Below are 25,873 nucleotides of genomic sequence, written 5' to 3' on the forward strand. Positions count from 1 at the left end.
CTGGGCATCCTTCTGGCAGGCGTTCGGCCGGGGCGGTCTCTGGGCTGTAAAAAATTTGGGGGCCATGAAAATTTCGCGTGCCTAATGCCATTGCAACGCTCTTGTTCCAACACAAACCGCACCTATATGCCGCATCGACGACTTGAACGTCATCGAGCCGTGCAAGCCGCCTTGCCTCGTTCGGGGGGGGCTATCCGCGCGGTGTCATCCACTGACGTGAGGAATGGGGATAATGGCAAAAGTAATTGGTATCGACCTCGGCACCACCAATAGCTGCGTGGCCGTGATGGACGGCGGCAAGCCGAAGGTTATCGAGAATTCCGAAGGCGCTCGCACGACGCCCTCGATCGTCGCTTTCACCAAGGATGGTGAGCGCCTGATCGGGCAGCCGGCAAAGCGCCAGGCCGTGACCAACGGCGACAACACGATTTTCGCGGTGAAGCGCCTGATCGGCCGCCGCTTCGACGACCCGGTGACCAAGAAGGACACCGAGTTGGTTCCGTACCACATCGTCAAGGGCAAGAACGGCGACGCCTGGGTCCAGGCCGGCGGCGAAGACTACAGCCCGTCGCAGATCTCGGCTTTCACTCTGCAGAAGATGAAGGAAACCGCCGAATCGTACCTCGGCGAGACCGTGACGCAGGCCGTCATCACCGTGCCCGCCTACTTCAACGACGCACAGCGCCAGGCGACCAAGGACGCCGGCCAGATCGCCGGTCTTGAAGTGCTACGCATCATCAACGAGCCGACTGCGGCCGCGCTGGCCTATGGCCTCGACAAGCAGGACGGCAAGACCATCGCCGTCTACGATCTTGGCGGCGGCACCTTCGACGTTTCGATCCTCGAAATCGGCGACGGCGTGTTCGAAGTGAAGTCGACCAACGGTGATACGTTCCTGGGCGGTGAAGACTTCGACACCAAGCTGGTCGAATGGCTGGCCGACAAGTTCAAGGCCAAGGAAGGCATGGACCTGCGCAGCGACAAGCTGGCTCTGCAGCGTCTGAAGGAAGCGGCCGAAAAGGCGAAGATCGAACTGTCGTCCACCGCGACGACCGAGGTCAACCTGCCCTTCATCACCGCACGCATGGAAGGCGGCGCCACCACCCCGCTGCACCTCGTCGAAACCGTTACCCGCGCCGATCTTGAAAAGATGGTTGCGGACCTGATCCAGCGCACGCTGGAACCCTGCCGCAAGGCGATCGCCGATGCCGGTCTCTCGGCCAAGGACATCGACGACGTCGTGCTCGTGGGCGGCATGACCCGCATGCCCAAGGTGCGCGAAGTCGTGAAGGACTTCTTCGGCAAGGATCCGCACACCGGCGTGAACCCGGACGAAGTGGTCGCCATGGGCGCCGCGATCCAGGCCGGCGTGCTTCAGGGCGACGTCAAGGACGTGCTGCTGCTCGACGTGACCCCGCTGTCGCTGGGTATCGAGACGCTGGGCGGCATCATGACCAAGATGATCGACCGTAACACGACGATCCCGACTAAGAAGAGCCAGGTCTACTCGACCGCCGAGGACAACCAGCAGGCGGTGACCATCCGCGTGTTCCAGGGCGAGCGCGAGATGGCGCAGGACAACAAGATGCTCGGCCAGTTCGACCTCGTCGGCATTCCGCCGGCACGTCGCGGCGTGCCGCAGATCGAAGTGACCTTCGACATCGACGCCAACGGCATCGTCAACGTCTCTGCCAAGGACAAGGGCACCGGCAAGGAACAGCAGATCCGCATCCAGGCTTCGGGCGGTCTGTCGGACAACGACATCGACCAGATGGTCAAGGATGCCGAGAAGTTCGCCGAAGAGGACAAGAAGCGTCGTGAGGCCGCAGAGGCCAAGAACAACGCCGACAGCCTCGTCCACGCGACCGAGCAGCAGATCGCCGAGCATGGCGACAAGATCGACGCCGGCCTGAAGTCGGAAGTCGAAGCGGCCATCGCCGCGACCAAGGCAGCGATCGAAGGCGGCGATTCCGCCGACATCACGGCCAAGTCGCAGGCACTGACCGAAGTGGCGATGAAGATGGGTCAGTCCATCTACGAGAAGGAGCAGGCTTCGGCTGCGTCTCCGGACGCCGCTCCGGCCGAGGACGATGGCGTTGTCGACGCCGAATTCTCGGAAGTCGACGAAAACAACAAGGGCTGACCGGTCCTCATGACAAGCGTGGCCGCCATCGTTACGGATCGTAGCGGTGGCGGCCAGGTCGCACGCGGGGAATAACGAAACGTGTCAGCTACCGAAATCGACTATTACGAACTGCTCGAAGTAGAGCGCAGCGCCGACGACAAGACTATCAAGTCCGCCTATCGCCGGCTCGCGATGCGCTATCACCCCGACAAGAATCCCGGTTGCGGCGATTCCGAGGCGCGCTTCAAGCAGATCAGCGAAGCTTACGATTGCCTCAAGGACCCCCAGAAGCGGGCGGCCTACGATCGCTATGGCCATGCTGCGTTCCAGCAGGGCATGGGCGGTGGCGGCCCCGGCATGGGCGCCGAATTCGGTGACATCGGCGACATCTTCGAATCCATCTTCGGCAGCGCCTTCGGGGGCGGCGGCGGACGCCAGCAGGCACGCCGCGGCGCCGACTTGCGCTACGACATGGAAATCAGCCTCGACGAGGCTTTCCAGGGCAAGACCACCGAAATCACCATCGAGGTCTCGCAAAGCTGCGAGCCTTGCCACGGTTCGGGCGCCGAGCCTGGCACCGGCAAGCGCACCTGCAACATGTGCGGCGGCCACGGCAAAGTTCGTGCGCAGCAAGGCTTCTTCGTGGTCGAGCGGACTTGCCCCACCTGCCACGGCCGGGGCGAAGTGATCGAAAAGCCGTGCCGCTCCTGTGGCGGCGAAGGTCGGGTGGATCAGCCCCAGACGCTTCAGGTGGAGATCCCGCCGGGTGTCGATTCGGGTACCCGCATCCGTCTTGCCGGCAAGGGCGAGGCCGGGCCGTTCGGCGCTCCTCCGGGCGATCTCTACATCTTCCTTCATGTGAAGCGCCACAAGGTGTTCGAACGCGACGGCACTTCGCTGCTGACGCGGGTCCCGATCACGTTCACGACGGCGGCACTCGGCGGATCGATCGAGATTCCGGGCATCGACGGCGAGCCGATCACGCTCGACATTCCCGCTGGCATCCAGTCGGGCAAGCAGTTGCGCAAGCGCGGCGCTGGCATGCCGGTGTTGCAGGGCAGGGGCCGGGGCGATCTCGTTATCGAGATCACCGTCGAGACACCCACCAAGCTTTCCGCGCGCCAGAAGGAACTGCTGCGCGAACTTCAGTCCACCGAGACGGGTGAGGAATGCCCCGGTTCCAAGGGCTTCTTCGACCGCATCAAGGAAGCGTGGAACGACCTGACCGAGTAATTCGGGCGGGAACTCATCCGATAACACCCTCGTCGTCCCCGCGTGGGCGTGGACCCCGCTTTTCTTGCGATGTAGCAAAAAGGCAGCGTCGCCCCCGCCTGCGCGGGGGCGACGAGTGGTTTTGGGACGAGAGCCTCAGGTGTTCCCACCGCGCAGCACCTCTTCACGCAGGTTTTTGATGAGCTCCGGATCAGCAGTCAGCCGATCCTCTTCTTCCTTCAAAACCGCCAGAAAAGCGTCCCGGCGCAGCGTTTCGATCTCGCGTTCCGGGAGCGCGTATTCGCCGTCCAGCGTGGAAGCGAGCAGGTCGATCATCCGCTCGGCGCCGTGAAGGCGGCCCCAGAGATAATCGTTCTCACGGTAGGCGCGGCTGAAGAAGGCGCCGAAGTTGTAGAATTCCGATCCGCGCAAGGTCGGCCCTTCGCGGATCGCGGTGCAGTCCTCGGGCGAGATGCGGTCTACGCGCACGGGATCGAACTCGGTCAGCCCATCGCCGCGCAGCAAAGGCAGCGTCACAGTATCGTAGAACGGGTAACCGAGGTAGGCGAGCAGCAGCCGCTTGCGCAGTCCCGCCGGCATGGCCGAGAGCATTTCGGCAAGGATCTCGTCTACTTGCGCGTCGATTTCCAGCAGCTCGCGGCGGTCGGCAACATGATCGAGCAGGGCACCGGGGTCCTCGAACACGCGTTCGGCAAGCGCGGTGAATTCCTCACCCAGATATGACACCGATTCGGCGTCGATATAGAGCGCCAGCGCGCCGTAGATCGCCTCGCGCGCGGCGTCGCGCTGGCTCTCGTCAACGTCGCCGTCGAGGCTCCATTCTTGCGTTACCCGGCGCGCCAGCAGGCGCAGACGGCGGATGCGGAAGGAGATGTCCTGCATGAGGAAGAAGGCCGCCATGCCGGGAGATGTCCCCCCGCGCAGCGGCTGCATGCGGTCGATCCCGTTCTCCGAGAGATAGGAATAGAGCCGCTCGACGATGGGCGCGGTCGAGCCGACACCCAGCCCTTTCGCCGCTTCGAACACGAGCCGCGCCAGCATGGTGACGACGCCGGTAAACTTGACCTGGACATAACCGTGGTACGCAAAGCCCGCCTGCTCGAACGCGGCCTGCTGCGCGCGCGCCCGCCAGTTTGCGAGCCGCTTGGGAGTCGGTCGGTCAAGGAACAGCGTATGCCCGAACAGGCTGCCCACCGTGTCCTCGATCTCCGGCCGCAGTGCGCGCACGATGGCGCGCAGCGTGGCCATCTCGCGCGAATCTTCCTCCAGCGCTTCCAGATTGTCGCGAATCGGCTGTTCGCGCGGGATCGAGGAGAGCGAACCGAAGATCGTGGTGAAGAAGCCCGGAGGCCGGGTATCGCGCCTGAGGTCGGCGCCGATCCGGTCCGGCGCGGGATCAATATAAACGAAGCGGCGGTCCACCTCACGCGTGGCCGGGCGATCGCGCAGCACCCGCATGGCATCTGCGAAGGGCGCGTTCACCAGCACCGAACCGTCGATCAGCGAGACCGAATCGAGATCGCCGCGTGCCGCATGCTCGGGCATGACCCGCCGCACAAACGCGTCGCGTCCCGGCCAATCGATGCCGCTTTCGCTGACAAGCCGGTCGATCTCCTCCAACTGAAGCGGCGGGAATGCGCCGGGAAAGCTGGCGGTCGACCGCGCAGCCATCACCAGCTCGGGAAGCGCCGCCAGTTCCGGTTCGCCGCTGCGCGCACGGAAGCCGAACGTCAGCCGGTGTTCGCTTTCCAGCACCAGTTCGGGTGAATGGAGCCGCAAGGTTTCGAGATGTCCCTTGAAGTCGGTGGCCGTGACGAACAGGTCGATCGGGTGGCGCAGCGGCAACAAGGCGGGCCCTTGAGTCGCCCCCATGGCCGTCAACGCGCGCGCGAGCAGGCGCGAAAAGCCGATGCCGCTGAAAGGCGGCTCGAACCAGCGCGAGCGGATCAGGCGGGAGAGCTTGTCGCGCACTTCCTGCCGCGTTTCCGGGGCGACGCTGGCATTCACGGCATTGCCCGGCCGTGTCAGCAGATAAGACACGAGTGGATGCGCCCAGAACTTGGTGCGCCCCGACCACGGTTTCGCCTCGGGATCGAGTAGTTCGTCGACATCGGCGCATTCGAGCCAGAGGTCGGTCAGCGGTTCCAGCGACTGCCCCGAGTGGACCGCCTGCGCCAGAAAGATCGAGTTGATGCCGCCTGCACTGGCTCCGGCGACAATGTCGCACAGCACCCGCAAACGCAGGTTTCCGGCCGCTTCCAGCCCCCTCAGCAGGCGCAGGTAGACGGCGGTGGTCCCCACCGGTTCGACATCGCCGGCCCAATAGGCACGACTGGCTTGGAGGACCTTCCACAGCTCCTTGGTGACACCGTGCATGTAGACGGCAAGGCTGACGCCGCCGTAGCAGACGAGCGCGATCCGCAGTTCCTTCTGGCGCATGCACTTAGCTTGGAACGGCTCGCGCCGAAAGGCAATTGCGTTCTCATTCCGTTCCAGATAATCGATGCGCCATGGTGAAGCCCAAGCGTAGATATGTCTGTCAGGCCTGTGGAGGCGTTTCCAACCGCTGGCAGGGTCAGTGCCCCGATTGCAGCGAGTGGAACACGCTGTCCGAGGATGCGCCGCAGACGGTGTTCTCCTCGAAGCACGATCTTTCGTCGGGCGGGCGGCCGATCCTGTTTACGCCCCTCGATGCCCCGGGCGAATTGCCCAAGCGGCGAGCGAGCGGACTTGCCGAATTCGACCGCGCACTGGGCGGCGGACTTGTGCCGGGCTCGGCGATTCTGCTGGGCGGTGATCCGGGCATCGGCAAATCGACGCTGCTGCTTCAGGCTGCGGCGCATATCGCCAATTCCGGCAGTACGGCGGTCTATGTCAGCGGCGAAGAGGCGGCGGGGCAAGTGCGCCTGCGAGCGGAACGCCTTGGCCTGTCGAAATCGCCGATCCAGCTCGCTTCAGCGACTTCCGTGCGCGATATCCTGACGACGCTGGGGATGATGGATCCGCCCTCGCTGCTGGTGATCGATTCGATCCAGACCATGCATTCGGACACGATCGAGGGCGCACCCGGCACGGTCAGCCAGGTGCGTGGCTGCGCTTTCGAACTGATCCGCTATGCCAAGGAAAACGACGTCACGCTGATCCTTGTCGGCCATGTCACCAAGGACGGCAGCATCGCCGGTCCGCGCGTGCTGGAACACATGGTCGACGTGGTGATGAGCTTCGAGGGCGAACGCAGCCATCAGTACCGCATCCTGCGCAGTCTCAAGAATCGCTTCGGTCCGGTCGACGAGATCGGCGTTTTCGCGATGGAAGGTGCCGGGCTGGCCGAGGTCGGCAACCCGTCGATGCTGTTCCTGTCGGGTCGTGAGGACGCGATGGCAGGCAGTGCGGTTTTCGCGGCGATGGAGGGCACGCGGCCGGTCCTGATCGAGATCCAGGCGCTGATCGTCCGTCTTCAGAGCGGGGCGACACCGCGCCGTGCCGTGGTTGGCTGGGATTCGGGCCGCATGGCCATGCTGCTGGCGGTGCTGGAAGCGCGCTGCGGGCTCAATTTCTCCAGTGCGGAAGTCTATCTCAACGTCGCCGGTGGCTACCGTCTGGCAGACCCGGCCGCCGATCTTGCCGTGGCCGCCGCGTTGGTTTCCGCGCTGGGGGACCGCCCTCTGCCCAAGAACGCGGTCTGGTTCGGCGAAGTCTCGCTGGCGGGCGAGATTCGCCCGGTGGCCCATTCATCGATCCGACAGCGAGAATCGGCCAAGCTTGGATTCGGTAGCGCGTTCGGTCCGGTCGCCACCACCAAGCCCGAGAAGGGGCTGGACTTCACGGGCCTTTCTATGTTGCCCAACCTCGTTGACCGTATTCTGGCGGATGCCTAGAGCCTGCCGGCGAAGGGAGCGAGGATCGCCATGGGCGTTCTCGGTGTTATCTCTTCGATCTTCAGGCTCTAGTTTCGCGGATACCATGACCGGTTTCGATATTGCAGTTCTCGTCATCGTCGGCGTTGGTGCCGTCACGGGTTTCATGCGTGGTTTCGTGCAAGAGATCCTTGCCCTGGGGGCGTGGGTCTCTGCTGTCATCGCCATCCGCACACTGCACACGCCGGTCGCACACTGGCTCGAACCCCATACCGGCGACGGTTCGGCAACGCCTGTCCTTGCCTTTGCGCTCTGCCTGCTGGTGCCGTTCGCGGCGGTCAAGCTGGTCGCCAACTGGGCGGGCCGCGCAAGCCGCGCCTCGCTGCTGGGCCCGATCGACCGGGTGCTCGGTTTCGGCTTCGGTGCGGTCAAGGGCGTGCTGATCACGGTGATCGGTTTCTCGGTGCTGGTGCTCGGCTACGACACGATCTGGGGGGCGGCCGGCCGCCCCGACTGGATCAAGGAGGCGCGGACCTATTCCTTCGTCAATGCCAGCAGCGAAGCGCTCGTGAAGATGCTGGCCGACCGGCGGCGTGAGGCCCAGACGGCCGACGCGCAGGACAGCAAGTCCTGACCGGTATGGCAACAACGGTCCTCTATACCCCCGAAGTCCTTGGCCTGGCGGTAAGGCTGGCGACATACCGCTGGGACGGCGAACTGCCCTTCACGGCGGAAGCGCGCTCGCCCAGTTGCGGCAGCACGATCGCGCTCGGCCTCTCGCTTGACGGGGAGGGCAGAGTCGCCAGGCTCGGCGTGCGCAGCCAGGCCTGTGCGATCGGACAGGCAGCCGCCGCAATCTTCGCCGATGCCGCACAGGGGCGTAACCGTGCGGAACTGGCCGAGGCGGGGCAAGCCATTTCCCGCTGGCTCTCCGGCGACGCGCCGCTGCCCGATTGGCCCGGCCTTGTAACGATCGCCGCTGCGCGGGACTATCCGGCGCGGCATGGCGCGGTCATGCTCCCGTGGAGAGCTGCTCTCGCCGCGCTTCCCGAGGCAGGCGAGACCGGTTAAACCGGACCAAACGGCCTGCCGGGGGGCAATGCGGCCACATGGGGGTGAAAATGGCAGAGGCAGTGTGGCAGCGGCAAGCAGCGGCGCCCAGCACGTCCGACATCAGGCTGGTGATCGCCGCCTCGTCGATGGGTACCGTGTTCGAGTGGTACGACTTCTTCATCTACGGCACGCTTGCCGCGATCATCGGCAAGACATTCTTCCCATCGGGCAATGTCACGCTGGAAACACTGCTGGTCTGGGCCGGCTTCGCAGTCGGCTTCGGTTTTCGCCCGCTCGGCGCGATCCTGTTCGGGTTTCTGGGTGACCGGCTCGGCCGGAAATACACATTCCTCATCACCGTCACACTGATGGGCATCGCCACTGCCGGGGTGGGCCTGATTCCCTCCACCGCCCAAATCGGCATGGCCGCGCCCGCCATAGTACTGCTGCTTCGCGTATTGCAGGGCCTTGCGCTCGGGGGCGAATACGGCGGTGCGGCGATCTACGTATCGGAACATTCGCCGCCGCGTCGACGCGGCTTTTATACTAGCTTCATTCAGGCGAGCGTGGTCGGCGGGTTCGTGCTGAGCCTGCTCGTAGTGCTCTGCTGCAAGGCGGTGATGGGGCCGGCGACATGGGAGGCGTGGGGCTGGCGCGTGCCTTTCGTGCTGTCGCTCGGCTTGCTGGCGGTCTCACTATGGATGCGCCTCAAGCTCTCCGAGAGCCCGGTTTTCAAGGCAATGCGCGAGGAGGGGGAACTCTCCGGCAATCCCTTCAAGGAAAGCTTCACTTACCCCGGCAACCGCAAACGCATCTTCATCGCGCTGTTCGGCATTGCCGCGGGGCTGACAGTCATCTGGTACACGGCGATGTTCTCGGCGCTGAGCTTCCTCAAGGGCGCGATGCGGATGGAGGATACCAGCGCGGAGATCATCGTCGGCGTCTCGGCCGCGCTGGGCATGATCTTCTTCGTGATCTTCGGTAGCCTGTCCGATCAGGTCGGCCGCAAGCAGCCGATCGTACTGGGCTATGTGCTGACGCTGCTGCTGCTCTTCCCGTCGTTCTGGTTGATCGGCAATTACGCCAATCCCGGCCTTGCCAATGCGGCGGAACAGGCCCCGCTTTTCGTGGCAGGGCCGGATTGCCGCTACAATCCCTTCAGGACCGAACAGGCCACGCCCTGCGGTAAGCTGCTCGGCGATCTTGCCGGCGCGGGTGTATCGTATCGGCTGGATGCGGCACCAGAACTGGAAATTCAGGTCGGGGAAAGGGTCCTCCCGCTGGCCGCCTATCCATGGGAGGACAAGGCCGCGCGCGGGAAGATGCTGCAGCACTGGCTGGGGCAGTCCGGATACGATTTCGCCAAGGTTCGGCCCGGCATTGGCGAGGCTGTGATGATCGGCAGCGTGCTTGTCGTGCTGATGGCGCTTTCGGGCGCGACCTATGGGCCCGTTGCGGCATTGCTGTCGGAAATGTTCCCGCCGCGCATCCGCTACAGCTCGATGTCGATCCCCTATCACATCGGCACGGGCTATTTTGGCGGTTTCCTTCCGCTGATTTCCAGCTACATGGTCGCCAGCAGCGGCAACCCCTACCAGGGCCTCTGGTACACCTGGGGGGTGGTCGCAGTCGCCCTCGTGGTCTCGCTATGGGGGCTGCGGGGAGGCCCCCCGCGTGACTATGGTGAAGATGCTCCCTGAAATTCTTGAACCCGCTCTCCGTCTCGACATCGATCGCGACGCGCTCGTCTCCAACTGGCGCGCGCTGGATCGGCTTTCGGGAGCGGCGCGGGCAGGGGCGGCAGTCAAGGCGAACGCCTATGGTCTTGGCGCGAAGCAGGTCGTGCCCTTGCTGCGCGAGGCGGGCTGCGCAGACTTCTTTGTAGCCCACTGGGGCGAGGCGGCCGAACTTCTGAACTCTGCCGAACCGGCAAGCATCGCCGTGTTGCACGGTCCGCTGAGCGATGCCGATGTCGCTTTCGCGCGTGCTTCCGGCATCGTTCCGGTCATCAATTCGCTCGCGCAGGCCCGTCGCTGGAATGCTGCGGGCGGGGGACGGTGCCACCTGATGGTGGACACCGGGATCAACCGTCTCGGCGTTTCGCTCACGGAATTGGGCGACGATGCGGTGCGTGCGCTCGATATCGATGTGATGCTTTCGCACCTCGTCGCGTCGGAAGAGGAAACCGATCTCAACGCGCTGCAATGCGCGCGCTGGAATGCTGCGCGCGGAGAGGTGCGCCATGCCCGTGCCAGCCTTGCCAATAGCGGCGGAATCGCGCTCGGACCGGATTTCCACGGCGATCTGACACGCCCCGGCATCGCGCTCTACGGCGGCGTGCCGCGCGGCGAGATGGCCGCAATGCTGCGGCAGGTCGCGCGGCCGCAGGCCGCGATCCTTCAGGTCCACGATGTCGCGGCGGGAGAGACCATTGGCTACAACGCCACGTTCACTGCGCCGCACGCCATGCGCGTGGGCACGATCGCACTGGGCTATGCCGATGGCTACTTGCGGTGCTGGTCCGGCAAGGGCGCGTTCCACGCGAACGGAGAGCGTCTTCCCGTGCTCGGCCGGGTGAGCATGGACATGACCGTGATCGACCTTTCATCGGCGTCCGAGCTGGGCGAAGGCGACTGGGTGACGGCCGATTACGCGCTTCCCGAAGCGGCGGCCGTGTCCGGCCTTTCGCAATATGAACTGCTGACTTCTTTGGGGCGCCGCTTCGGTCGTTAAGTCCGACATAACCGTCTTTTGCTGCGCAGCAAATTGTGTTGCGTTGCGATATTCCTGAGTGGTATCCTCGGCCCCCTAAATCATTGGGGATTGGCTATGGCTGAAACGGGTGCGCACGAAGACGACACCGTCATAATCAAAAAATACGCAAATCGGCGGCTCTACAATACACGTTCGTCGAGCTACATCACGCTCGACCATCTCGCGAAGATGACCCGCGAGGGCGTGAACTACAAAGTGCTGGATGCGAAGACCGGCACCGATATCACGCATACCATCCTCACCCAGATCATCATGGAAGAGGAATCGAACGGCGAGCAGATGCTTCCCGTCAACTTCCTGCGCGAACTCATCAGCATGTACGGCAATTCCATGCAGTCGCTGGTGCCGCACTATCTGGAAGCGTCGATGGATAATTTCCGCGCCAACCAGACCAAGCTTCACAAGGCGTTCGAGGACAGCCTTGGCAACAATCCGCTTGCCAAGCTGGCCGAACAGAACATGGCCATGTTCAAGGCCGCCGCCGCTGCCTTCATGCCCGGTGCCGAAAAAGCAGAGCCCAAGGCTCCGCCGGCCGAGGACAAGGGTGACCTTGCGGTGCTGCGCGAACAGATGGCCGAAATCCAGAAGAGGCTTGACGCGCTGGGCAAATAAGGGTCTGCGCAAGGGCCCTTCGCGGTGTAGAAACCCGATGGGCCCGAATGCGGCGGATGGTCCGCCCGCATCACAGACAAGCAGGAAGTAGCCCCAGTGTCCGCTATTCGCCACGCCCTCTCCGTCAAGCGCGAGGACGACTTCGCCCAGTGGTATCAGGAAGTCATTTCCGAGGCCGAAATGGCCGAGGAATCGGGCGTTCGCGGCTGCATGGTCATCAAGCCATGGGGCTATGGAATCTGGGAACGTATCCAGCGCCTGATGGATGACCGCATCAAGGAAGCGGGCGTCACCAACTGCTATTTCCCGCTGTTCATCCCGCTCTCGTTCTTCTCCAAGGAAGCCGAGCACGTCGAAGGCTTCGCCAAGGAAATGGCGGTCGTCACCCATCACCGTCTGATTGGTGACGGCAAGGGCGGCCTCGTGCCCGATCCCGAAGCCAAGCTGGAAGAGCCGCTGATCGTCCGCCCGACTTCGGAGACGGTGATCGGCGCTGCCATGGCGCGCTGGGTCCAGTCGTGGCGCGACCTGCCGCTGATGGTGAACCAGTGGGCCAACGTCGTGCGCTGGGAAATGCGCACGCGCATGTTCCTGCGCACCAGCGAGTTCCTCTGGCAGGAAGGCCACACGGCCCACGCCAACCGCGAAGACGCGATGGAAGAGACGCTGCGGGCGCTCGAAATGTACCGCGACTTCGCCGAGACCGAGCTGGCCATGCCGGTGATCGCCGGTGAAAAGCCCGAGAACGAACGCTTCCCCGGCGCGGTAGCGACCTATTCGATCGAGGCCATGATGCAGGACGGCAAGGCCCTTCAGGCCGGCACCTCGCACTACCTCGGCACCGGCTTCGCGAAGGCTTCCGGCATCCAGTACCAGGACAAGGAAGGTACGCAGCAGTACGCCCACACCACCAGCTGGGGCACCTCGACCCGGATGGTTGGCGGCATGATCATGGTCCATGGCGACGATGACGGCCTGCGCGTGCCGCCGATGGTTGCGCCGCACCAGATCATCATCCTGCCGATGCTACGCGACAATGACGAGGACGCGGCGCTGCTCGCCTATTGCGAGGACTTGCGCAAGTCGCTGGTCAAGCAGTCGGCTCTGGGCGAATCCGTCCGCGTCCTGCTCGACAAGCGTCCGGGCAAGGCCACGCAGAAGCGCTGGGCCTGGGTCAAGAAGGGCGTGCCGCTCATTCTCGAAATCGGCGGACGCGATGCGGCCGGGGGTCAGGTTTCGATGCTGCGTCGCGACAGGCTCTGGAACGAAGCGGGCAAGGCCAACTTCGTCGCTATGGCCAAGGACGACTTCATCGCCCGCGCCGCTGCCGAGATCGAGGAATTCCAGACCGCGCTCTACGCCGAGGCGAAGGCGCGCCATGACGCCAATATCACCCGCGTCGGCAGCTTCGACGAACTCGTCGGCTTCTTCACGGAAGACAAGCGCTATCCGGGCTGGGTCGAAGTCGAATGGGCCCGCCCGACCGGCGATGAACTGGAAACCGTGGTGCAGAAGCTCAAGGCGCTGAAGCTGACCATGCGCAACACCCCGCTCGGCGGTGACGCGGTGACCGGCGCCTGCGTCTTTACCGGCCGCCCGGCGGTCGAACGCATCTACGTGGCCCGCGCCTACTGAGGAAACGGAAAGGAAGAGGACGTGCTGGGATCGATCAAGTACAACCTGACGAACCTGCTGAACTTCAAGGGCCGCGAAGCGCGGCAAACCTTCTGGTTCTACGTCCTCTTCCTGTTCATTCTGCAATACGCGGCGGGATTGCTCATCTCGATGCCGATGATGAGCGGGATGATGAAAGGCGCGTTCAGCGCTGCGCAGCAAGGCGCGACCGAGGCCGAGCTTCAGGCCCGGCTGATGGCGCAGATGGCCGGGTACATGCGCACCGCCATGACACTCAATGCGGTGGTTGCGGTGATTGCCGGGCTGTTGCTGCTCACTGCGTTCATCCGCAGGCTGCACGATTCGAATCGACCGGGCTGGATTGCCTTGATTCCACTGGTCCTTTCGCTTGCCGCGCAGGCGCTCATCTGGTCCAAAATGGGCGAAATCATCGTCGCGATGAACCGGGTTTCGGGCTCAGACCCCACCGCCATCCTCTCCATGCAATCGAAGGTTCTGGGCGCCAGCCTGATGAGCTGGGGTGCGATTTTGATCGTCATCGTCTTCGGCGTCTGGCCCTCGACACCAGGGCCGAACCGCTACGGAGACGCGCCGGTTCGGCACTGATCGCCACCTCGGGCCTTGCCAATCGTGGCGTGAGGCCCGACAAGCGCGCCCATGACGAATAAGATCCTGGTCGCCGCCGTACTTTCTACCAGCATTCTCAGCCCGATCGCCGCCAGCGCTGCCGATGCGCCAGCTGTGGTGGATGCCAAGACCGCCCCCAAGGCCGTCGACGTATCCGAAGCGCGGATGCACGCGGATATCGAAAAGCTGGTCTCTTTCGGCACCCGTCACACGCTCTCGTCCGACACGGATCCTAAGCGCGGTATCGGCGCCGCGCGGCGCTGGGCGGCCGATGAGTTCCGCAAGACCTCCAAGGCCTGCGGTGGCTGTCTCGAAGTGGTCATGCCCGAAAGCATGGTCAGCGGCACGCGCATCCCCACTCCGGTCAAGATGGTCGACGTGGTGGCCATCCAGCGCGGCACGGAACGTCCGAACGAAGTCGTGATCGTCGAAGGCCACATCGACAGCCGCGTGACCGACGTGATGGACATCAAGAGCGATGCCCCCGGCGCCAATGACGACGGATCGGGCACCGCACTGGTGCTTGAGGCCGCGCGGGTGCTCTCGAAGCGCAAGTTCCCGACCACTATCGTCTATGCCGCGCTTTCGGGCGAAGAGCAGGGCCTCTACGGCGGCAAGCTGCTGGCCGATTATGCGAAGAAGCAGGGCTGGACCGTGAAGGCGGTGCTCAACAACGATATCGTCGGCGGCACCCACGGTTCGGACGGCGTGGTCGACGATTCCCATGTGCGTCTCTTCTCCGAAGGGCCGCGCGCGGATTCCACGGACAAGACCCGTGCCGACGCCCGCCGGTTCGGCGGCGAGAACGACAGCCCTTCGCGCAACATCTCGCGCTTCATCGCCGCGCTCTCGGGCGGCGTGCAGGACAAGCTTGAGGTCCGTCAGGTCTGGCGCACCGATCGCATGGGGCGCGGCGGCGACCAGCTTCCGTTCCTTGAACAAGGCAATCCGGCAGTGCGCTTCTCGGTCGCCATCGAGGACTATAACGAACAGCATCAGGACCTGCGCACCGAGAACGGCGTGCGGTACGGCGATACCATCGACCGGATGGATTTCCCCTATCTGGCCCGTGTCACCCGCCTGAATATTGCAGCCCTTGCTGCGCTGGCAAAAGTGCCGATGCCGCCTGAGGCCAAGGCCGATTCTGCCGTGAAGACCTGGACCGACGTGAGCTGGAAACCGGTGGATGGCGCGGTGGCGTACTCTGTGTGGCGTCGCCGCACCGATGCCGGCGAATGGGAGGCGCAGCCACTCGTGGCCAAAACCGCCGCGACAAGCGTCAAGCTCGACGGTCTGCGCGGTGACGACTGGATCCTTGGCGTCAGTTCGATCGCGGCAGACGGTAGCGAAAGCCCGGTCGCTGCGGCCGTGCCCGGCGGCGGCTTCTTGCCCCTTGGTTCGCCGCAATAGGCTGTCTGCGATCCAGAATGAGTATATCGAGGTGCTTGCCAAGCAGCGCCGTATGGATAGAGAACCAGCGCTTCAAGGGCGCGCGGGGAAAGCAGGGCCGGACACGGCCATACTATCCCGCGCCTGCCGCCCGGTCCCAACCGGTTCAGGCCCCCGGCATGCGTTTTGGAGAGTGAACTGGCAATGACCCACCCTCTGGACATGATGCACGCGATCGCGGGGCTTCTCGTCGGCGTGCTCGTGGGCCTGACCGGCGTTGGCGGCGGCTCGCTGATGACACCGCTGCTGGTCCTGATGTTCGGCGTGAACCCGCAAACCGCTGTCGGCACGGACCTGCTCTTCGCTGCAGTCACCAAGATCTGCGGTTCGGTGGTCCACGGCAAGCGCGAGACGGTTGACTGGACGATCGTTCGCCGTCTGGCCTCCGGCAGCATCCCCGCAGCTATCGTGACCGTGGGCGTGCTCGCCTATGTCGGCAAGATCGGAAAATCGTCGGAGAGCGTGATCCTGTTCTCGCTGGCGATATTGCTCTTCGCAACCGCGCTGGCGGTCGCGTCGCGCAAATGGCTGATGCGTTTCGCACGCCATAGCAACGAGCTCACCCCTCCGGGCAAAGTCACGTTCGGCACGATCTTGCTGGGCGCGGTGATTGGCGTTGCGGTCTCGATTTCATCGGTCGGTGCCGGTGCCATCGGCGTGACCGTGCTGCTGCTGCTCTACCCGCGCCTGCAGGTTTCGCGCCTTATCGGATCGGATATCGCCCATGCCGTGCCGCTGGCTCTCATCGCGGGGACCGGCCACTGGATCATCGGCGACGTCAATCTGGTGCTTCTGGGGAACCTGCTGATCGGCTCTATCCCCGGCGTGGTTTTGGGCAGCTATCTCTCCTCGCACGCGCCTGACAGAGTGCTTCAGCCGCTGCTGGCCTGCGTGCTGGCCGTCTCTTCGTGGCAGCTCATGGTGAAGTCGCGGATGCAGGATGCGGTGCATGCGCCGGTTCAGGCCGTGGCCCGGGAACTGGCTCCGGCGCATTGAGCCTGAGCCGGGGCGGGGTTACTGGTCCTTGGCCAGTTGCGCTTTGTAGGCATCCAGGCTGATCGGCCGGCCCAGGAACGCTTTCACCAGTTCGGCCGAGGGCTGGGAACCGCCCGGCGCCAGAACCAGCTGACGATAGCGTTCCGCAGTTGCCCGATCCCGCAGGCCGTGCGTTTGGAACTGCGTGAAGAGATCGTCGGCGATCACCAGCGACCAGGTATAGGTGTAATACGTCGCGCTATAGCCGTTCAGGTGGCTGAAACTGTCCTGGAACTGCCACCAGTCGGGCACCGACCAGACGACATTACGCGCATAGATCGCCCGCGTCGCCGCACCGAGATCGGCGGGCGCGGGGGCCTGATGCAGCCGCAACGAAATCTCTGAATAAGCGACACCGCGCAGTTCATCCATTCCGCGGCCGAAATACCGCGCGCGATTCATGCTGGCGACAAGATCGCGCGGAATGGGTTTCCCCTGCGCATCGGATGCGAACGTGGCGAGCGTGTCGTAGTCGTAGGCCCATTGCTCCAGCATCTGGGACGGTGCCTCGACGAAGTCCCATTCGTTGGCCACGCCCGATTGGCCCGCCCAGCGCGCGGCCTGGCCGCCGAAGATGTGGTGCAGCATATGGCCGAATTCGTGAAGGAAGGTGACGACGTCGCCATGCTCCATCAGCGCATCGGCATCTTCGCCCGCCGAGACATTGGTGACGAGCGCGCCCACGGGAATGCTGCGGCCTGCAATCCCCATACGCAGGCCGATCATGTTGGCGTGTTCGTACTTGCCCGGACGCGGGTGCGAATCGAAATAGAAGGCACCGATGACCTCTCCGTTTTCGACCATTTCATAGGTTTCGACGCGCGGATCCCACGTTGCGGTCCGCCATGGGCGAATCTCGACGCCGAACAGGTCCGACGTCAGCTTCAGGATGCCGTCCCGCACTTTCGCATAGGAGAAGTACTTACGGGCCTCCTGCGCATCGTAGGAATAGTCCCGCTGCTGCACGCGCTGCGTGTAAAATGGCAGTTGCCACAGTGTGAGTTCGCTTGCCCCGGGATCGTCACGCCGCCGCTCCGCAAGCAGTTTGGCATAGTCTCGTTCGGCAATGGGACGGGCGATGGTTTCCACGCCGCCGAGCAGTTCGTCCACTTTCGCCGGCGTGTTCAGCATGCGGTCTTCGAGGGCGAGCGCGCTGTAGTCCTTGCGTCCGAGGTCGGATGCCAGTTGCGCCCGATCGTTCAGCAGCTTCGTCAGCAGGATGTCATTCTGCGGATAGCCGCGCGTGCGGGAAGCCCGTAGAACGCGCTCGCGCAGATCGTCGCTGCGGGCATACGTCAGGACCGGCACAATGTCGGTGCTGTCGGTGGACAGCGTGACCTTGCCATTGGCGCCCGCCGGGTGGGCGGCTATGAAATCGTCGGGCAGACCAGCCAGTTCGGCCGGATCGGCTTCAAGCGTCTTGCGGGCATCGGCAATGCCTTTCTCGAAAGCGGTGCCGTTGGCGGCGATGCGATCCTGCAACGCCTGGATCGCCTTGCGGCCATCGGGCGACTGCGCGACACCGGCGCGGTCGAAAGCCTCCAGCGAGCGCGTCAGGTAATAGCGCGTGGCCGGATCGGTGCCCGCGTCCACGGCCTTCAAGCGGTCATACACGGGTCGAGACAGGCTGAGCTTGGCCGATGCATTCTGCATGCGGACCTCGCACGCGGCACCGGCGTCTCGGCGCGGGGCATCGGCCATCACTTCTCGAAACAGGCCGAATTCACCCTGTGTGGCCGCGATCAGGTCGTAGATGTCATCGAAACGCTGCAAGGTGCCGTCGACAGTGGCAGCGCCGCGTTCGGCCTCCAGTTCGGCAATGCGGCGGTCGATCTCGCCCGCGAGCTTGTCGCAACGTGCATTGAGCGCGGCAGCATCGGGCGCATCGGCAAGAATGCTGCCAATGAAAGTATCGACAGGTGCAGGAGCTGCTTTTGCTACTTCCGGTGTGGCCAACAGAGTACAGGCCAGCGCCGTACCGGACAAAAACGCCGAAAATCGACAAGATGATGGTGTCCGAAGCATGTCGATATCCCCCAATATCCCCAATTTCTTCGAACAATACTGTAGTAATTAAGATGCGACAAGCCGCAGGAGCGGACAGGCACGGGCCACTCCGGCTTTTGTCATTAGCGTCGGCTTCAATCGGCGATGTTGCGTGGTGAATGCACTGAAGTCGGCAAAACGGCGGCGTGGGCGCAGGGCGCGTCTTATCGCGGATTGTATTTACCCGCGTTTGTCTCCAAGTGCGGAGATATGCCTCGCCCCAAGAACACTACGCCCCGGCACGAGCCCGGCCTGCCCACCCGCCAGCAGGTGCTCGATTTCATCCAGAACTCGACCGAACCGGCCGGCAAGCGAGAGATCGCGCGGGCCTTCGGCCTCAAGGGGCAGGAGAAGATCCAGCTCAAGGCGCTGCTCAGGGACATGGCCGAGGAAGGCCTGATCGACGGCAAGCGGACGGCGTTCCACCGCATGGGCGGGCTGCCCAAGGTCACGGTGCTGCGCATCATCATGATCGAGGAAGGCGAGCCGATCGCCGTTCCCGATACCTGGACGCCGGACGATGCCTCGCCGCCGCCGCGCATCCGCCTGATCGAGAAAGGCCGCTCGGCACTCAAGAAGGGCGACCGCGTGCTGGCTCGCACGGAAGAGACGCCCACCGGATGGCGCGGCTATCCGATGAAGAAGCTGACGCTGCGCTCGGAACAGCTTCTCGGCGTTGTCGAGATCGACGGCGCGGGCAAGCCCTGGCTGGCGCCGGTGGACAAGCGCATCCGCAATTCCTCGCCGATTTCCGACCTCGGTGGCGCCGAGAAGGGCGAACTCGTGCTGGCCGAACCCATTGGCCGCTCCGCGCGACCCTCGGTCAAGGTTACCGAAGTACTCGGCGAGCCGCTGGCACCCAAGGCCTTCAGCCTGATCGCGATCCACAAGCACGGGATCCCCAACCACTTCACCGAAGAGACCATCGCTGAAGCCGAGGCGGCCGCGAAGATGCCCCTCAGCCATGAGAAGCGTGAGGACCTGCGTCACCTTCCTATCGTCGCCATTGATCCCTCGGACGCGCGCGACCACGACGATGCGATCTGGGCCACGCCGAACGAGCAGGGCGGTTTCGACGCGCTTGTGGCCATTGCCGACGTCTCCTTCTATGTCCGGCCCGGCGGCGAGCTGGACCGCGAAGCGCGCCGTCGCGGCAACTCGGTCTATTTCCCTGACCGCGTGGTGCCGATGCTGCCTGAAGTGCTCAGCGCCGATGTCTGCTCGCTGCGTTCGGGCGAGGACCGCGCGGCCATGGCTTGTCACCTCAAGGTGGATGGCGAGGGCAAGGTCGTAGACTGGCGCTTCACCCGCGCGCTCGTGCGCATCCATGAAGTGATCGCCTACGAAGACGCCCAGACCCGCATCGACGAGAACCGAGCGGAAGAGCATCTCCAGCACCTCTGGGCTTGCTGGAAGCTGCTTGCCAAGGCTCGCGAGGCGCGCGATCCGCTGGAACTCGAACTGCCCGAGCGCCGCGTGAAGCTCGACGAGCATGGCCGCATTGCCGAGATCGCCATTCGCGAGCGGCTCGATGCGCACCGCGTGGTCGAGGATTTCATGATCGCCGCCAACGTCGCGGCCGCCAAGGCGCTGGAAGCCAAAGTGGCTCCCGTCGTCTACCGAATCCACGAAACGCCGAGCCGCGAGAAGCTGACCACGCTCAAGGACTATCTGGCGACATTCGGCCGCAAGCTCTCGCTCGGGCAGGTCATCACGCCGGGCCTGTTCAACCGCATGCTCAAGGACATCGCGGACGAGAGCGAGAAGGCGCTCATCATGGAAGCGGTGCTGCGCAGCCAGACGCAGGCCTATTACGGCCCGCGCAACGAAGGCCACTTCGGCCTCGCGCTCGCGTCCTATGCGCACTTCACGTCGCCGATCCGCCGCTATGCCGACCTTCTGGTCCATCGCGCGCTGGTCGATGCCTATGGACTGGAACAGCCCGCGCCCAAGGGCGATATCCCGGCGACCTCGGGCCTGTCCGAGCGTGACCGCGACGATCTTGGCCGCGTCAGCGACGCCATCAGCCAGGCCGAGCGCCGCGCGATGGAGGCCGAGCGCGAGACCATCGACCGCTACGTTGCCGCCTGGCTTTCAAGCCGTGTCGGCGAAGTCTTCGATACGCGCATTACTGGCGTCCAGAAGTTCGGCTTCTTCGCGACGATCATCAGCCTTGGCGGCGACGGCCTCGTGCCGGTTTCGACTCTGGGCGACGAGCGCTTTGCCTATGACGAGAAGGCGCAAGTCCTCGAAGGCGAGAGCAGCGGCACGAGCTATGCCGTCGGCCAGATCCTGCGCCTGCGCCTTGCCGAGGCGAATCCGCTGACCGGCGCGCTCAAGTTCGAGCTGGAGGAAGGCGGCGGCCGGATCGAACCGCGCGGTCGGCCGACTCCGATGAAACCGCTGAAAAAGAAGGGCGGCCATATGGTCGGTCAGCGCGGCAGGCCGGGCAATATCCGCCATCAGGGCCGTAAGAAGAAGTAGCGCGAGTGGGGCAGGGGGATTACCTGCCCCATTCCCGTCATTGCGAGCGTAGCGAAGCAATCCAGAGCGACCCGAGCCGCCGATGGATTGCTTCGCTACGCTCGCAATGACGAAAAAAGAAAGTGGCTCAGCTCAGACGTTCGATCGCATCGGCATCGAGCGTCCCGGGAATCACGAAGACCGGGCAGGGCATCTGGCCAAGTCCCGCACCCGTAAAGTGCGCCACCAGAGGGCCGGGACCACCTTCCTTCGCCGCACCCAGAACAAGCGCCGATACCTCCGGATGCTCCTTGAGATATTCGCGCACGATCTTGATATCCTCGCCCATGCGCACCGAAATCACCGGCATTTTCGCGCCTTGCGACAGCAGGTTGCCGGCCGCTGCCGTCACCAGCGTTTCGGCGCGGGCGCGGGCTTCTTCCTCGATCGTCGCCTGGACGCCGCCAAAGGCATTGAAAGGCTGCGGCGGCACCAGCGCCAGGAGATGCAACATGCCGTCGGTCTTCGCGGCGCGGCGCGCGGCGAACTGGAGAGCGACCAGCGCCTCTTCGGTTTCGTCAACGATAACCAGATAGATACGCATGACTTTTTGGCCCTGATCCCCTTGCGGACTGCTTATCAGGCCATTCAGGTCTCTGTGCAAGAGATCACGAATGGCGAAAGGATTGCGAAGGCGCTTGTATGCTGCGCGCAACTTGTCCAAGGAAAGGCCAACCCTCCCCCCTCCACAGGATAACAAGGGACACACACGCTTCCATGCCCATCGAGATCAAGATGCCCGCCCTGTCCCCCACGATGGAAGAGGGAAAACTGGCAAAATGGCTGGTTAAGGAAGGCGACACCGTCAACTCCGGCGACATCATGGCCGAAATCGAAACCGACAAAGCCACGATGGAATTCGAAGCCGTCGACGAAGGCGTCGTCGGCAAGATTCTGGTGCCGGAAGGCACCGAAGGCGTGAAGGTCGGCACCGTGATCGCCGTGATCGCCGGTGAAGGCGAAGACGCCAGCGCTGTCGCCGCCGCTCCTGCCAAGACCGAGGCGCCCAAGGCGGCTGCCCCGGCTCCGGCCGCTGCACCTGCTGCTCCGGCTCCCGCAGCTTCCGCGCCTGCCGCCGTGGCCACTGACGGCCGCGTCGTTGCCTCTCCCCTCGCCAAGCGCATTGCCGTCGCCAAGGGCGTCGACCTTGCCGCCGTGACCGGCACCGGCCCCAAGGGCCGCATCGTCAAGGCCGACGTCGAAGCCGCTCAGCCCGGTACCGCCGCGCCCAAGGCAGCTGCTCCGGCCGCCGCCCCGGCGCCTGCCGCCGCGCCCGTCGCTGCCGGTGAAGCCAAGCCCGCAACCGTCGAAATGGCGCCCGAAACCCGCGCCCTGCTCGATGACCGCATCCCGCACGCCGTCGAAAAGCTGTCGGGCATGCGCAAGACCATTGCGCGCCGCCTCACGCAGTCGATGCAGGAAGCGCCGCACATCTACCTCACCGTGGACGTGCGCCTCGACAAGCTGATGGCCCTGCGTGCCGAGATCAACTCCATGCTCGAAAAGCAGGGCGTGAAGGTTTCGGTCAACGACATGCTGATCAAGGCCCTCGGCCGCGCGCTGATCGACGTGCCGGAATGTAATGTGACCTTCGCCGGCAACGAGCTGATCAAGTATGCCCGTGCCGACGTTTCGGTTGCCGTTTCGATCCCGGGCGGCCTGATCACCCCGATCGTCCAGAATGCCAATGGCAAGTCGTTCTCCGAAATCGCCAAGGCGACCAAGGACCTTGGCAAGCGCGCCAAGGAAGGCAAGCTGCAGCCGGGCGAGTATCAGGGCGGTACCGCCTCGATCTCGAACATGGGCATGATGGGCATCAAGCAGTTCACGGCCGTCATCAACCCGCCGCAGGCGACGATCATTGCGGTCGGCGCCGGCGAGAAGCGCCCGTGGGTCATGCCCGACGATTCGCTGGGCATCGCCACCGTCATGAGCGCAACCGGCAGCTTCGACCACCGCGCGGTGGACGGTGCCGATGGTGCGCGCCTGATGGCCGCCTTCCGCGAATACGTCGAAACGCCGCTGGGCATGGTTGCCTGAGATGGAAGACAAGACCAGCGGTTGCCCGCGTGACCCGGTGATCCGGGTCACGGCGATGCCGGCCGACGCCAATGCCTATGGCGATATCTTCGGCGGCTGGCTGATGAGCCAGATGGACATGGGTGCCGGCCTTATCGCCGCCCGCCGTTCGCGCGGTCGCGCGGTCACCGTCGCCATGGACGGCACCCAGTTTCATCTGCCTGTAAAGGTAGGTGACGAAGTGTCTGTCTATGGAGAGATCAAGCGCGTCGGTCGTACCTCGCTGACGATCGCCATCGAAGCCTGGCGCCGCCATCGGCATGAAGAAGAAGAAGTGAAGGTGACGCAGGCCGTGTTCACCTTCGTCGCGGTGAACGAATTCGGCAAACCGCGCGTCATCGATCAGGAGAAGTAACTCAGTGGCTGATACCTATGACGTCATCGTTCTCGGCTCGGGTCCCGGTGGCTATGTCGCGGCAATCCGTGCCGCACAGCTGGGCCTGAAGACCGCCATCGTCGAGCGCGAACTGCTCGGCGGCATCTGCCTCAACTGGGGCTGCATCCCGACCAAGGCGCTGCTGCGCTCGGCCGAGGTGTTCCACCAGATGAAGCACGCCAAGAACTACGGTCTTTCGGCCGAGAACATCACGGCCGATCTCGATGCCGTGGTCCAGCGTTCGCGCGGCGTTGCCAAGCAGCTCAATCAGGGCGTCACGCACCTGATGAAGAAGAACAAGATCACCGTGCACATGGGCACCGGCAAGCTTGTCGGTCCGGGCAAGCTCCAGGTGACCGGCGAGAAGGGCACCGAGACCCTTGAAGCCAAGCACATCGTGATCGCCACCGGCGCCCGCGCCCGCGACCTGCCGCACGCCAAGGCTGACGGCAACCGCGTGTGGACCTACCGCCACGCGATGACGCCGAAGGAAATGCCTACCAAGCTTCTGGTCATCGGATCGGGCGCCATCGGCATCGAATTCGCCAGCTTCTACAATGACATGGGCGTTGACGTCACGGTCGTCGAGATGATGGACCGCATCGTCCCGGTCGAGGATGCCGACGTTTCGGCGTTCCTCGAAAAGCAGCTGACCAAGCAGGGCATGAAGATCATGACCAGCGCCAAGACCAGCGACATGGTCGTCGGCAAGGACAGCGTGAAGGTGACGATCACCGACAAGGCCGGCAAGGCCGAGGCGGTGGAATTCAGCCACATGATCGTCGCCATCGGCATCGTGCCGAACGTCGAGAACATCGGTCTGGAAGACCTCGGCATCGAGCCGGACAAGCGCTTCCACATCAAGACGGACGACTACGGCCGCACCAACGTCAAGGGCATCTGGGCGATCGGTGACTGCGTTGACGGTCCCTGGCTGGCCCACAAGGCAAGCCACGAAGGCGTCACTGCCGCCGAGGCGATTGCGCAGGAACTGGGCAACAAGGACGTGCATCCGCACCCGCTCGACCGTCGCAACATCCCGGGCTGCACCTACTGCCACCCGCAGATCGCCTCGGTCGGCATGACCGAAGCGAAGGCGAAGGAAGCGGGCTACGAAGTGAAGGCCGGCACCTTCCCGTTCATCGGTAACGGCAAGGCCATCGCACTGGGCGAGCCGGAAGGCTTCGTGAAGACCGTGTTCGACGCCAAGACCGGCGAACTGCTCGGTGCCCACATGATCGGCGCGGAAGTGACCGAAATGATCCAGGGCTACGTGGTCGGCAAGACGCTCGAAACCACCGAGGCCGAGCTGATGAACACCGTGTTCCCGCATCCGACCATCTCGGAGACGATGCACGAGGCAACGCTCGCCGCCTATGGCCGCGCGCTGCACATGTAAGGCTAAGCGCCGATACGGAATACGCGAAGGGCGGGCCCGCAAGGCCCGCCCTTTTCGTTTGCTGTCGCTACTGCCGGGGACCGGTCAGTTGGCGGCGGCGCGGACGATATGTTCGAAAACGGCGGGATGGAGCGGCTCGACGAACTCGCAGCCGACCGTGGCCCCGCGCACCCAGCAAACCCGCGCACCAAGCATCTGAAGCCCCGGAATGCGGATGCGCAGAGGCATGTCGTCGCGGGTGTCGGGAAGCCAGGCGATGCGGAAACCGCCCGGAGACAGATCATCCAGTCGCGCGGCCTTCCAAGGGCGCATGCCTTGCCGCACCTCGCACAGGATCGATACGCCCACTCGGGTATCGCGGACGAGTAGATCGGGACTCGTAACGTCTTGCAAGGCATCCTCCCTGATGTGAGAATTGCCTTGCAAGAAGTAGACTTACCAAGGGGTTAGCGGCACCGACGGTTCGCACCGAAACGGTGGAAACCTTTCAGCGAAACGTCTTGGAAAGCACCACCAGCGTCGGATCGCCTTCGAAAGTTTCGGGCGTGAAGCCCTTGTCACGCTCCACTTCGATGGCGGCGCTGTTTTCACGGCTCTCGATCGCGATCACTCGGCGGCATCCACGCGCATCGGCCTGTTTGCCAAGAAAATCGAGCATGGCCCAACCGATGCCCTTTCCCTTGTAGGCGCTGGCAACCGAGATCGCGACTTCGGCGGTATCGAGCGCCTCGTCACAGGCCAGCACGCCCGAGGCGACCAGTTGGCCGCTCGCCTTGTCGAAGCCGATCCACGATTCGGTGCGAAACTGGTCGGCATTGACGAGCGGGGCGATCTGCTGTGCGCTCACCTTGTCGGCGGCCGCAAAGAAACGGAAACGGCGATCCTCGTCGGCCACGCGTTCGAAGAAGGCGGTAACGTCGGCCTCGTCGCTTTCCTTGGCGGGGCGGACCTCCAGCTCGATGCCGGAACGGGTGGGCAGGGTAATGACGTCACTGAAAGACATGGACGAGACTCCATCGAGAAGTGCCGGTTCCTTGGGCCACCGCGCG

Annotated in this window: 21 protein-coding genes; 16 read left to right on the top strand and 5 right to left on the bottom strand. The window is 64.0% G+C overall.

Going from position 1 to position 25,873, the window contains the following annotated elements; all coding sequences use genetic code 11:
- Nucleotides 1-232 precede the first annotated feature (232 nt).
- Both dnaK and dnaJ read left to right on the top strand, forming a co-directional pair.
- A complete protein-coding gene (gene dnaK, locus AC1VVM_RS11990) occupies nucleotides 233-2,143 on the top strand; it encodes a molecular chaperone DnaK (RefSeq protein ID WP_132385344.1) in 1,911 nt (636 codons plus the stop codon).
- 81 nt (nucleotides 2,144-2,224) lie between these two features.
- Nucleotides 2,225-3,358 carry a molecular chaperone DnaJ gene (dnaJ, locus tag AC1VVM_RS11995; protein WP_132385345.1) on the top strand — a complete coding sequence of 378 codons (1,134 nt, stop codon included), beginning with the start codon at nucleotides 2,225-2,227 and terminating at the stop codon, nucleotides 3,356-3,358.
- A gap of 135 nt (nucleotides 3,359-3,493) precedes the next feature.
- On the opposite strand, the gene AC1VVM_RS12000 is transcribed toward dnaJ, so the two are convergent.
- Nucleotides 3,494-5,797: a patatin-like protein gene (locus AC1VVM_RS12000; RefSeq protein WP_482904096.1), complete on the bottom strand. Its 2,304-nt coding sequence runs from the start codon at nucleotides 5,795-5,797 to the stop codon at nucleotides 3,494-3,496.
- A 71-nt stretch (nucleotides 5,798-5,868) separates the two neighbouring features.
- Here AC1VVM_RS12000 and radA point away from each other — a divergent pair, with 71 nt between their 5' ends.
- From radA to AC1VVM_RS12050, 10 genes are all read left to right on the top strand, one after another.
- A complete protein-coding gene (gene radA / locus AC1VVM_RS12005) occupies nucleotides 5,869-7,236 on the top strand; it encodes a DNA repair protein RadA (RefSeq protein WP_482904097.1) in 1,368 nt (455 codons plus the stop codon).
- An 85-nt stretch (nucleotides 7,237-7,321) separates the two neighbouring features.
- Nucleotides 7,322-7,849 carry a CvpA family protein gene (locus tag AC1VVM_RS12010; protein WP_132385348.1) on the top strand — a complete coding sequence of 176 codons (528 nt, stop codon included), beginning with the start codon at nucleotides 7,322-7,324 and terminating at the stop codon, nucleotides 7,847-7,849.
- Between the two features lie 5 nt (nucleotides 7,850-7,854).
- Nucleotides 7,855-8,286 (top strand): iron-sulfur cluster assembly scaffold protein, encoded by a 432-nt coding sequence (locus AC1VVM_RS12015; protein WP_482904098.1) that lies wholly within the window; start codon nucleotides 7,855-7,857, stop codon nucleotides 8,284-8,286.
- A 50-nt stretch (nucleotides 8,287-8,336) separates the two neighbouring features.
- The gene (locus AC1VVM_RS12020) at nucleotides 8,337-9,968 is read left to right on the top strand and encodes an MFS transporter (RefSeq protein ID WP_482904099.1); all 1,632 of its coding nucleotides are present in this window, start codon (nucleotides 8,337-8,339) and stop codon (nucleotides 9,966-9,968) included.
- On the top strand, nucleotides 9,958-11,001 hold the full coding sequence (alr, locus tag AC1VVM_RS12025; protein ID WP_482956345.1) for an alanine racemase: 1,044 nt from the start codon (nucleotides 9,958-9,960) through the stop codon (nucleotides 10,999-11,001). Before AC1VVM_RS12020 ends, alr begins: the two co-directional genes overlap by 11 nt.
- Before the next feature lie 96 nt (nucleotides 11,002-11,097).
- Nucleotides 11,098-11,655, top strand: coding sequence for a polyhydroxyalkanoate synthesis repressor PhaR (phaR, locus tag AC1VVM_RS12030; RefSeq protein WP_132385351.1), 558 nt, complete (start codon nucleotides 11,098-11,100; stop codon nucleotides 11,653-11,655).
- 96 nt (nucleotides 11,656-11,751) lie between these two features.
- Nucleotides 11,752-13,290, top strand: a complete 1,539-nt coding sequence (gene proS / locus AC1VVM_RS12035; RefSeq protein WP_482955097.1) for a proline--tRNA ligase — start codon at nucleotides 11,752-11,754, stop codon at nucleotides 13,288-13,290.
- A gap of 21 nt (nucleotides 13,291-13,311) precedes the next feature.
- Nucleotides 13,312-13,896, top strand: coding sequence for a DUF805 domain-containing protein (locus AC1VVM_RS12040; RefSeq protein WP_132385353.1), 585 nt, complete (start codon nucleotides 13,312-13,314; stop codon nucleotides 13,894-13,896).
- A gap of 51 nt (nucleotides 13,897-13,947) precedes the next feature.
- Nucleotides 13,948-15,327 carry a M20/M25/M40 family metallo-hydrolase gene (locus tag AC1VVM_RS12045; protein ID WP_482904101.1) on the top strand — a complete coding sequence of 460 codons (1,380 nt, stop codon included), beginning with the start codon at nucleotides 13,948-13,950 and terminating at the stop codon, nucleotides 15,325-15,327.
- A gap of 183 nt (nucleotides 15,328-15,510) precedes the next feature.
- Nucleotides 15,511-16,362, top strand: coding sequence for a sulfite exporter TauE/SafE family protein (locus AC1VVM_RS12050; RefSeq protein WP_482955098.1), 852 nt, complete (start codon nucleotides 15,511-15,513; stop codon nucleotides 16,360-16,362).
- Nucleotides 16,363-16,380: 18 nt separating this feature from the next.
- Here the strand turns inward: AC1VVM_RS12050 and AC1VVM_RS12055 are convergent, their stop codons facing one another.
- Nucleotides 16,381-18,357, bottom strand: coding sequence for a M3 family metallopeptidase (locus AC1VVM_RS12055; RefSeq protein WP_482955099.1), 1,977 nt, complete (start codon nucleotides 18,355-18,357; stop codon nucleotides 16,381-16,383).
- Between the two features lie 300 nt (nucleotides 18,358-18,657).
- Here AC1VVM_RS12055 and rnr point away from each other — a divergent pair, with 300 nt between their 5' ends.
- Nucleotides 18,658-20,931 carry a ribonuclease R gene (gene rnr / locus AC1VVM_RS12060; protein ID WP_482904103.1) on the top strand — a complete coding sequence of 758 codons (2,274 nt, stop codon included), beginning with the start codon at nucleotides 18,658-18,660 and terminating at the stop codon, nucleotides 20,929-20,931.
- Between the two features lie 127 nt (nucleotides 20,932-21,058).
- Here rnr and AC1VVM_RS12065 read toward each other — a convergent pair whose 3' ends face one another.
- Nucleotides 21,059-21,514: a universal stress protein gene (locus tag AC1VVM_RS12065; protein ID WP_482904104.1), complete on the bottom strand. Its 456-nt coding sequence runs from the start codon at nucleotides 21,512-21,514 to the stop codon at nucleotides 21,059-21,061.
- Between the two features lie 173 nt (nucleotides 21,515-21,687).
- On the opposite strand from AC1VVM_RS12065, the gene AC1VVM_RS12070 reads away from it, so the two are divergent.
- From AC1VVM_RS12070 to lpdA, 3 genes are read left to right on the top strand one after another with little or no spacing between them, the layout of a single operon-like run.
- The gene (locus AC1VVM_RS12070) at nucleotides 21,688-23,010 is read left to right on the top strand and encodes a pyruvate dehydrogenase complex dihydrolipoamide acetyltransferase (RefSeq protein WP_482904105.1); all 1,323 of its coding nucleotides are present in this window, start codon (nucleotides 21,688-21,690) and stop codon (nucleotides 23,008-23,010) included.
- Between the two features lies 1 nt (nucleotide 23,011).
- The gene (locus AC1VVM_RS12075; protein WP_132385360.1) at nucleotides 23,012-23,404 is read left to right on the top strand and encodes an acyl-CoA thioesterase; all 393 of its coding nucleotides are present in this window, start codon (nucleotides 23,012-23,014) and stop codon (nucleotides 23,402-23,404) included.
- A 4-nt stretch (nucleotides 23,405-23,408) separates the two neighbouring features.
- The gene (lpdA, locus tag AC1VVM_RS12080) at nucleotides 23,409-24,824 is read left to right on the top strand and encodes a dihydrolipoyl dehydrogenase (protein WP_482904106.1); all 1,416 of its coding nucleotides are present in this window, start codon (nucleotides 23,409-23,411) and stop codon (nucleotides 24,822-24,824) included.
- Between the two features lie 84 nt (nucleotides 24,825-24,908).
- On the opposite strand, the gene AC1VVM_RS12085 is transcribed toward lpdA, so the two are convergent.
- Complete coding sequence (locus AC1VVM_RS12085; RefSeq protein ID WP_482904107.1) at nucleotides 24,909-25,217, bottom strand: PilZ domain-containing protein; 309 nt, start codon at nucleotides 25,215-25,217, stop codon at nucleotides 24,909-24,911.
- A gap of 94 nt (nucleotides 25,218-25,311) precedes the next feature.
- Nucleotides 25,312-25,827, bottom strand: a complete 516-nt coding sequence (locus AC1VVM_RS12090; RefSeq protein ID WP_482904108.1) for a GNAT family N-acetyltransferase — start codon at nucleotides 25,825-25,827, stop codon at nucleotides 25,312-25,314.
- Between the last annotated feature and the right edge of the window lie 46 nt (nucleotides 25,828-25,873).

The sequence above is a fragment of the Novosphingobium sp. BL-S-33 genome, from assembly GCF_056857025.1.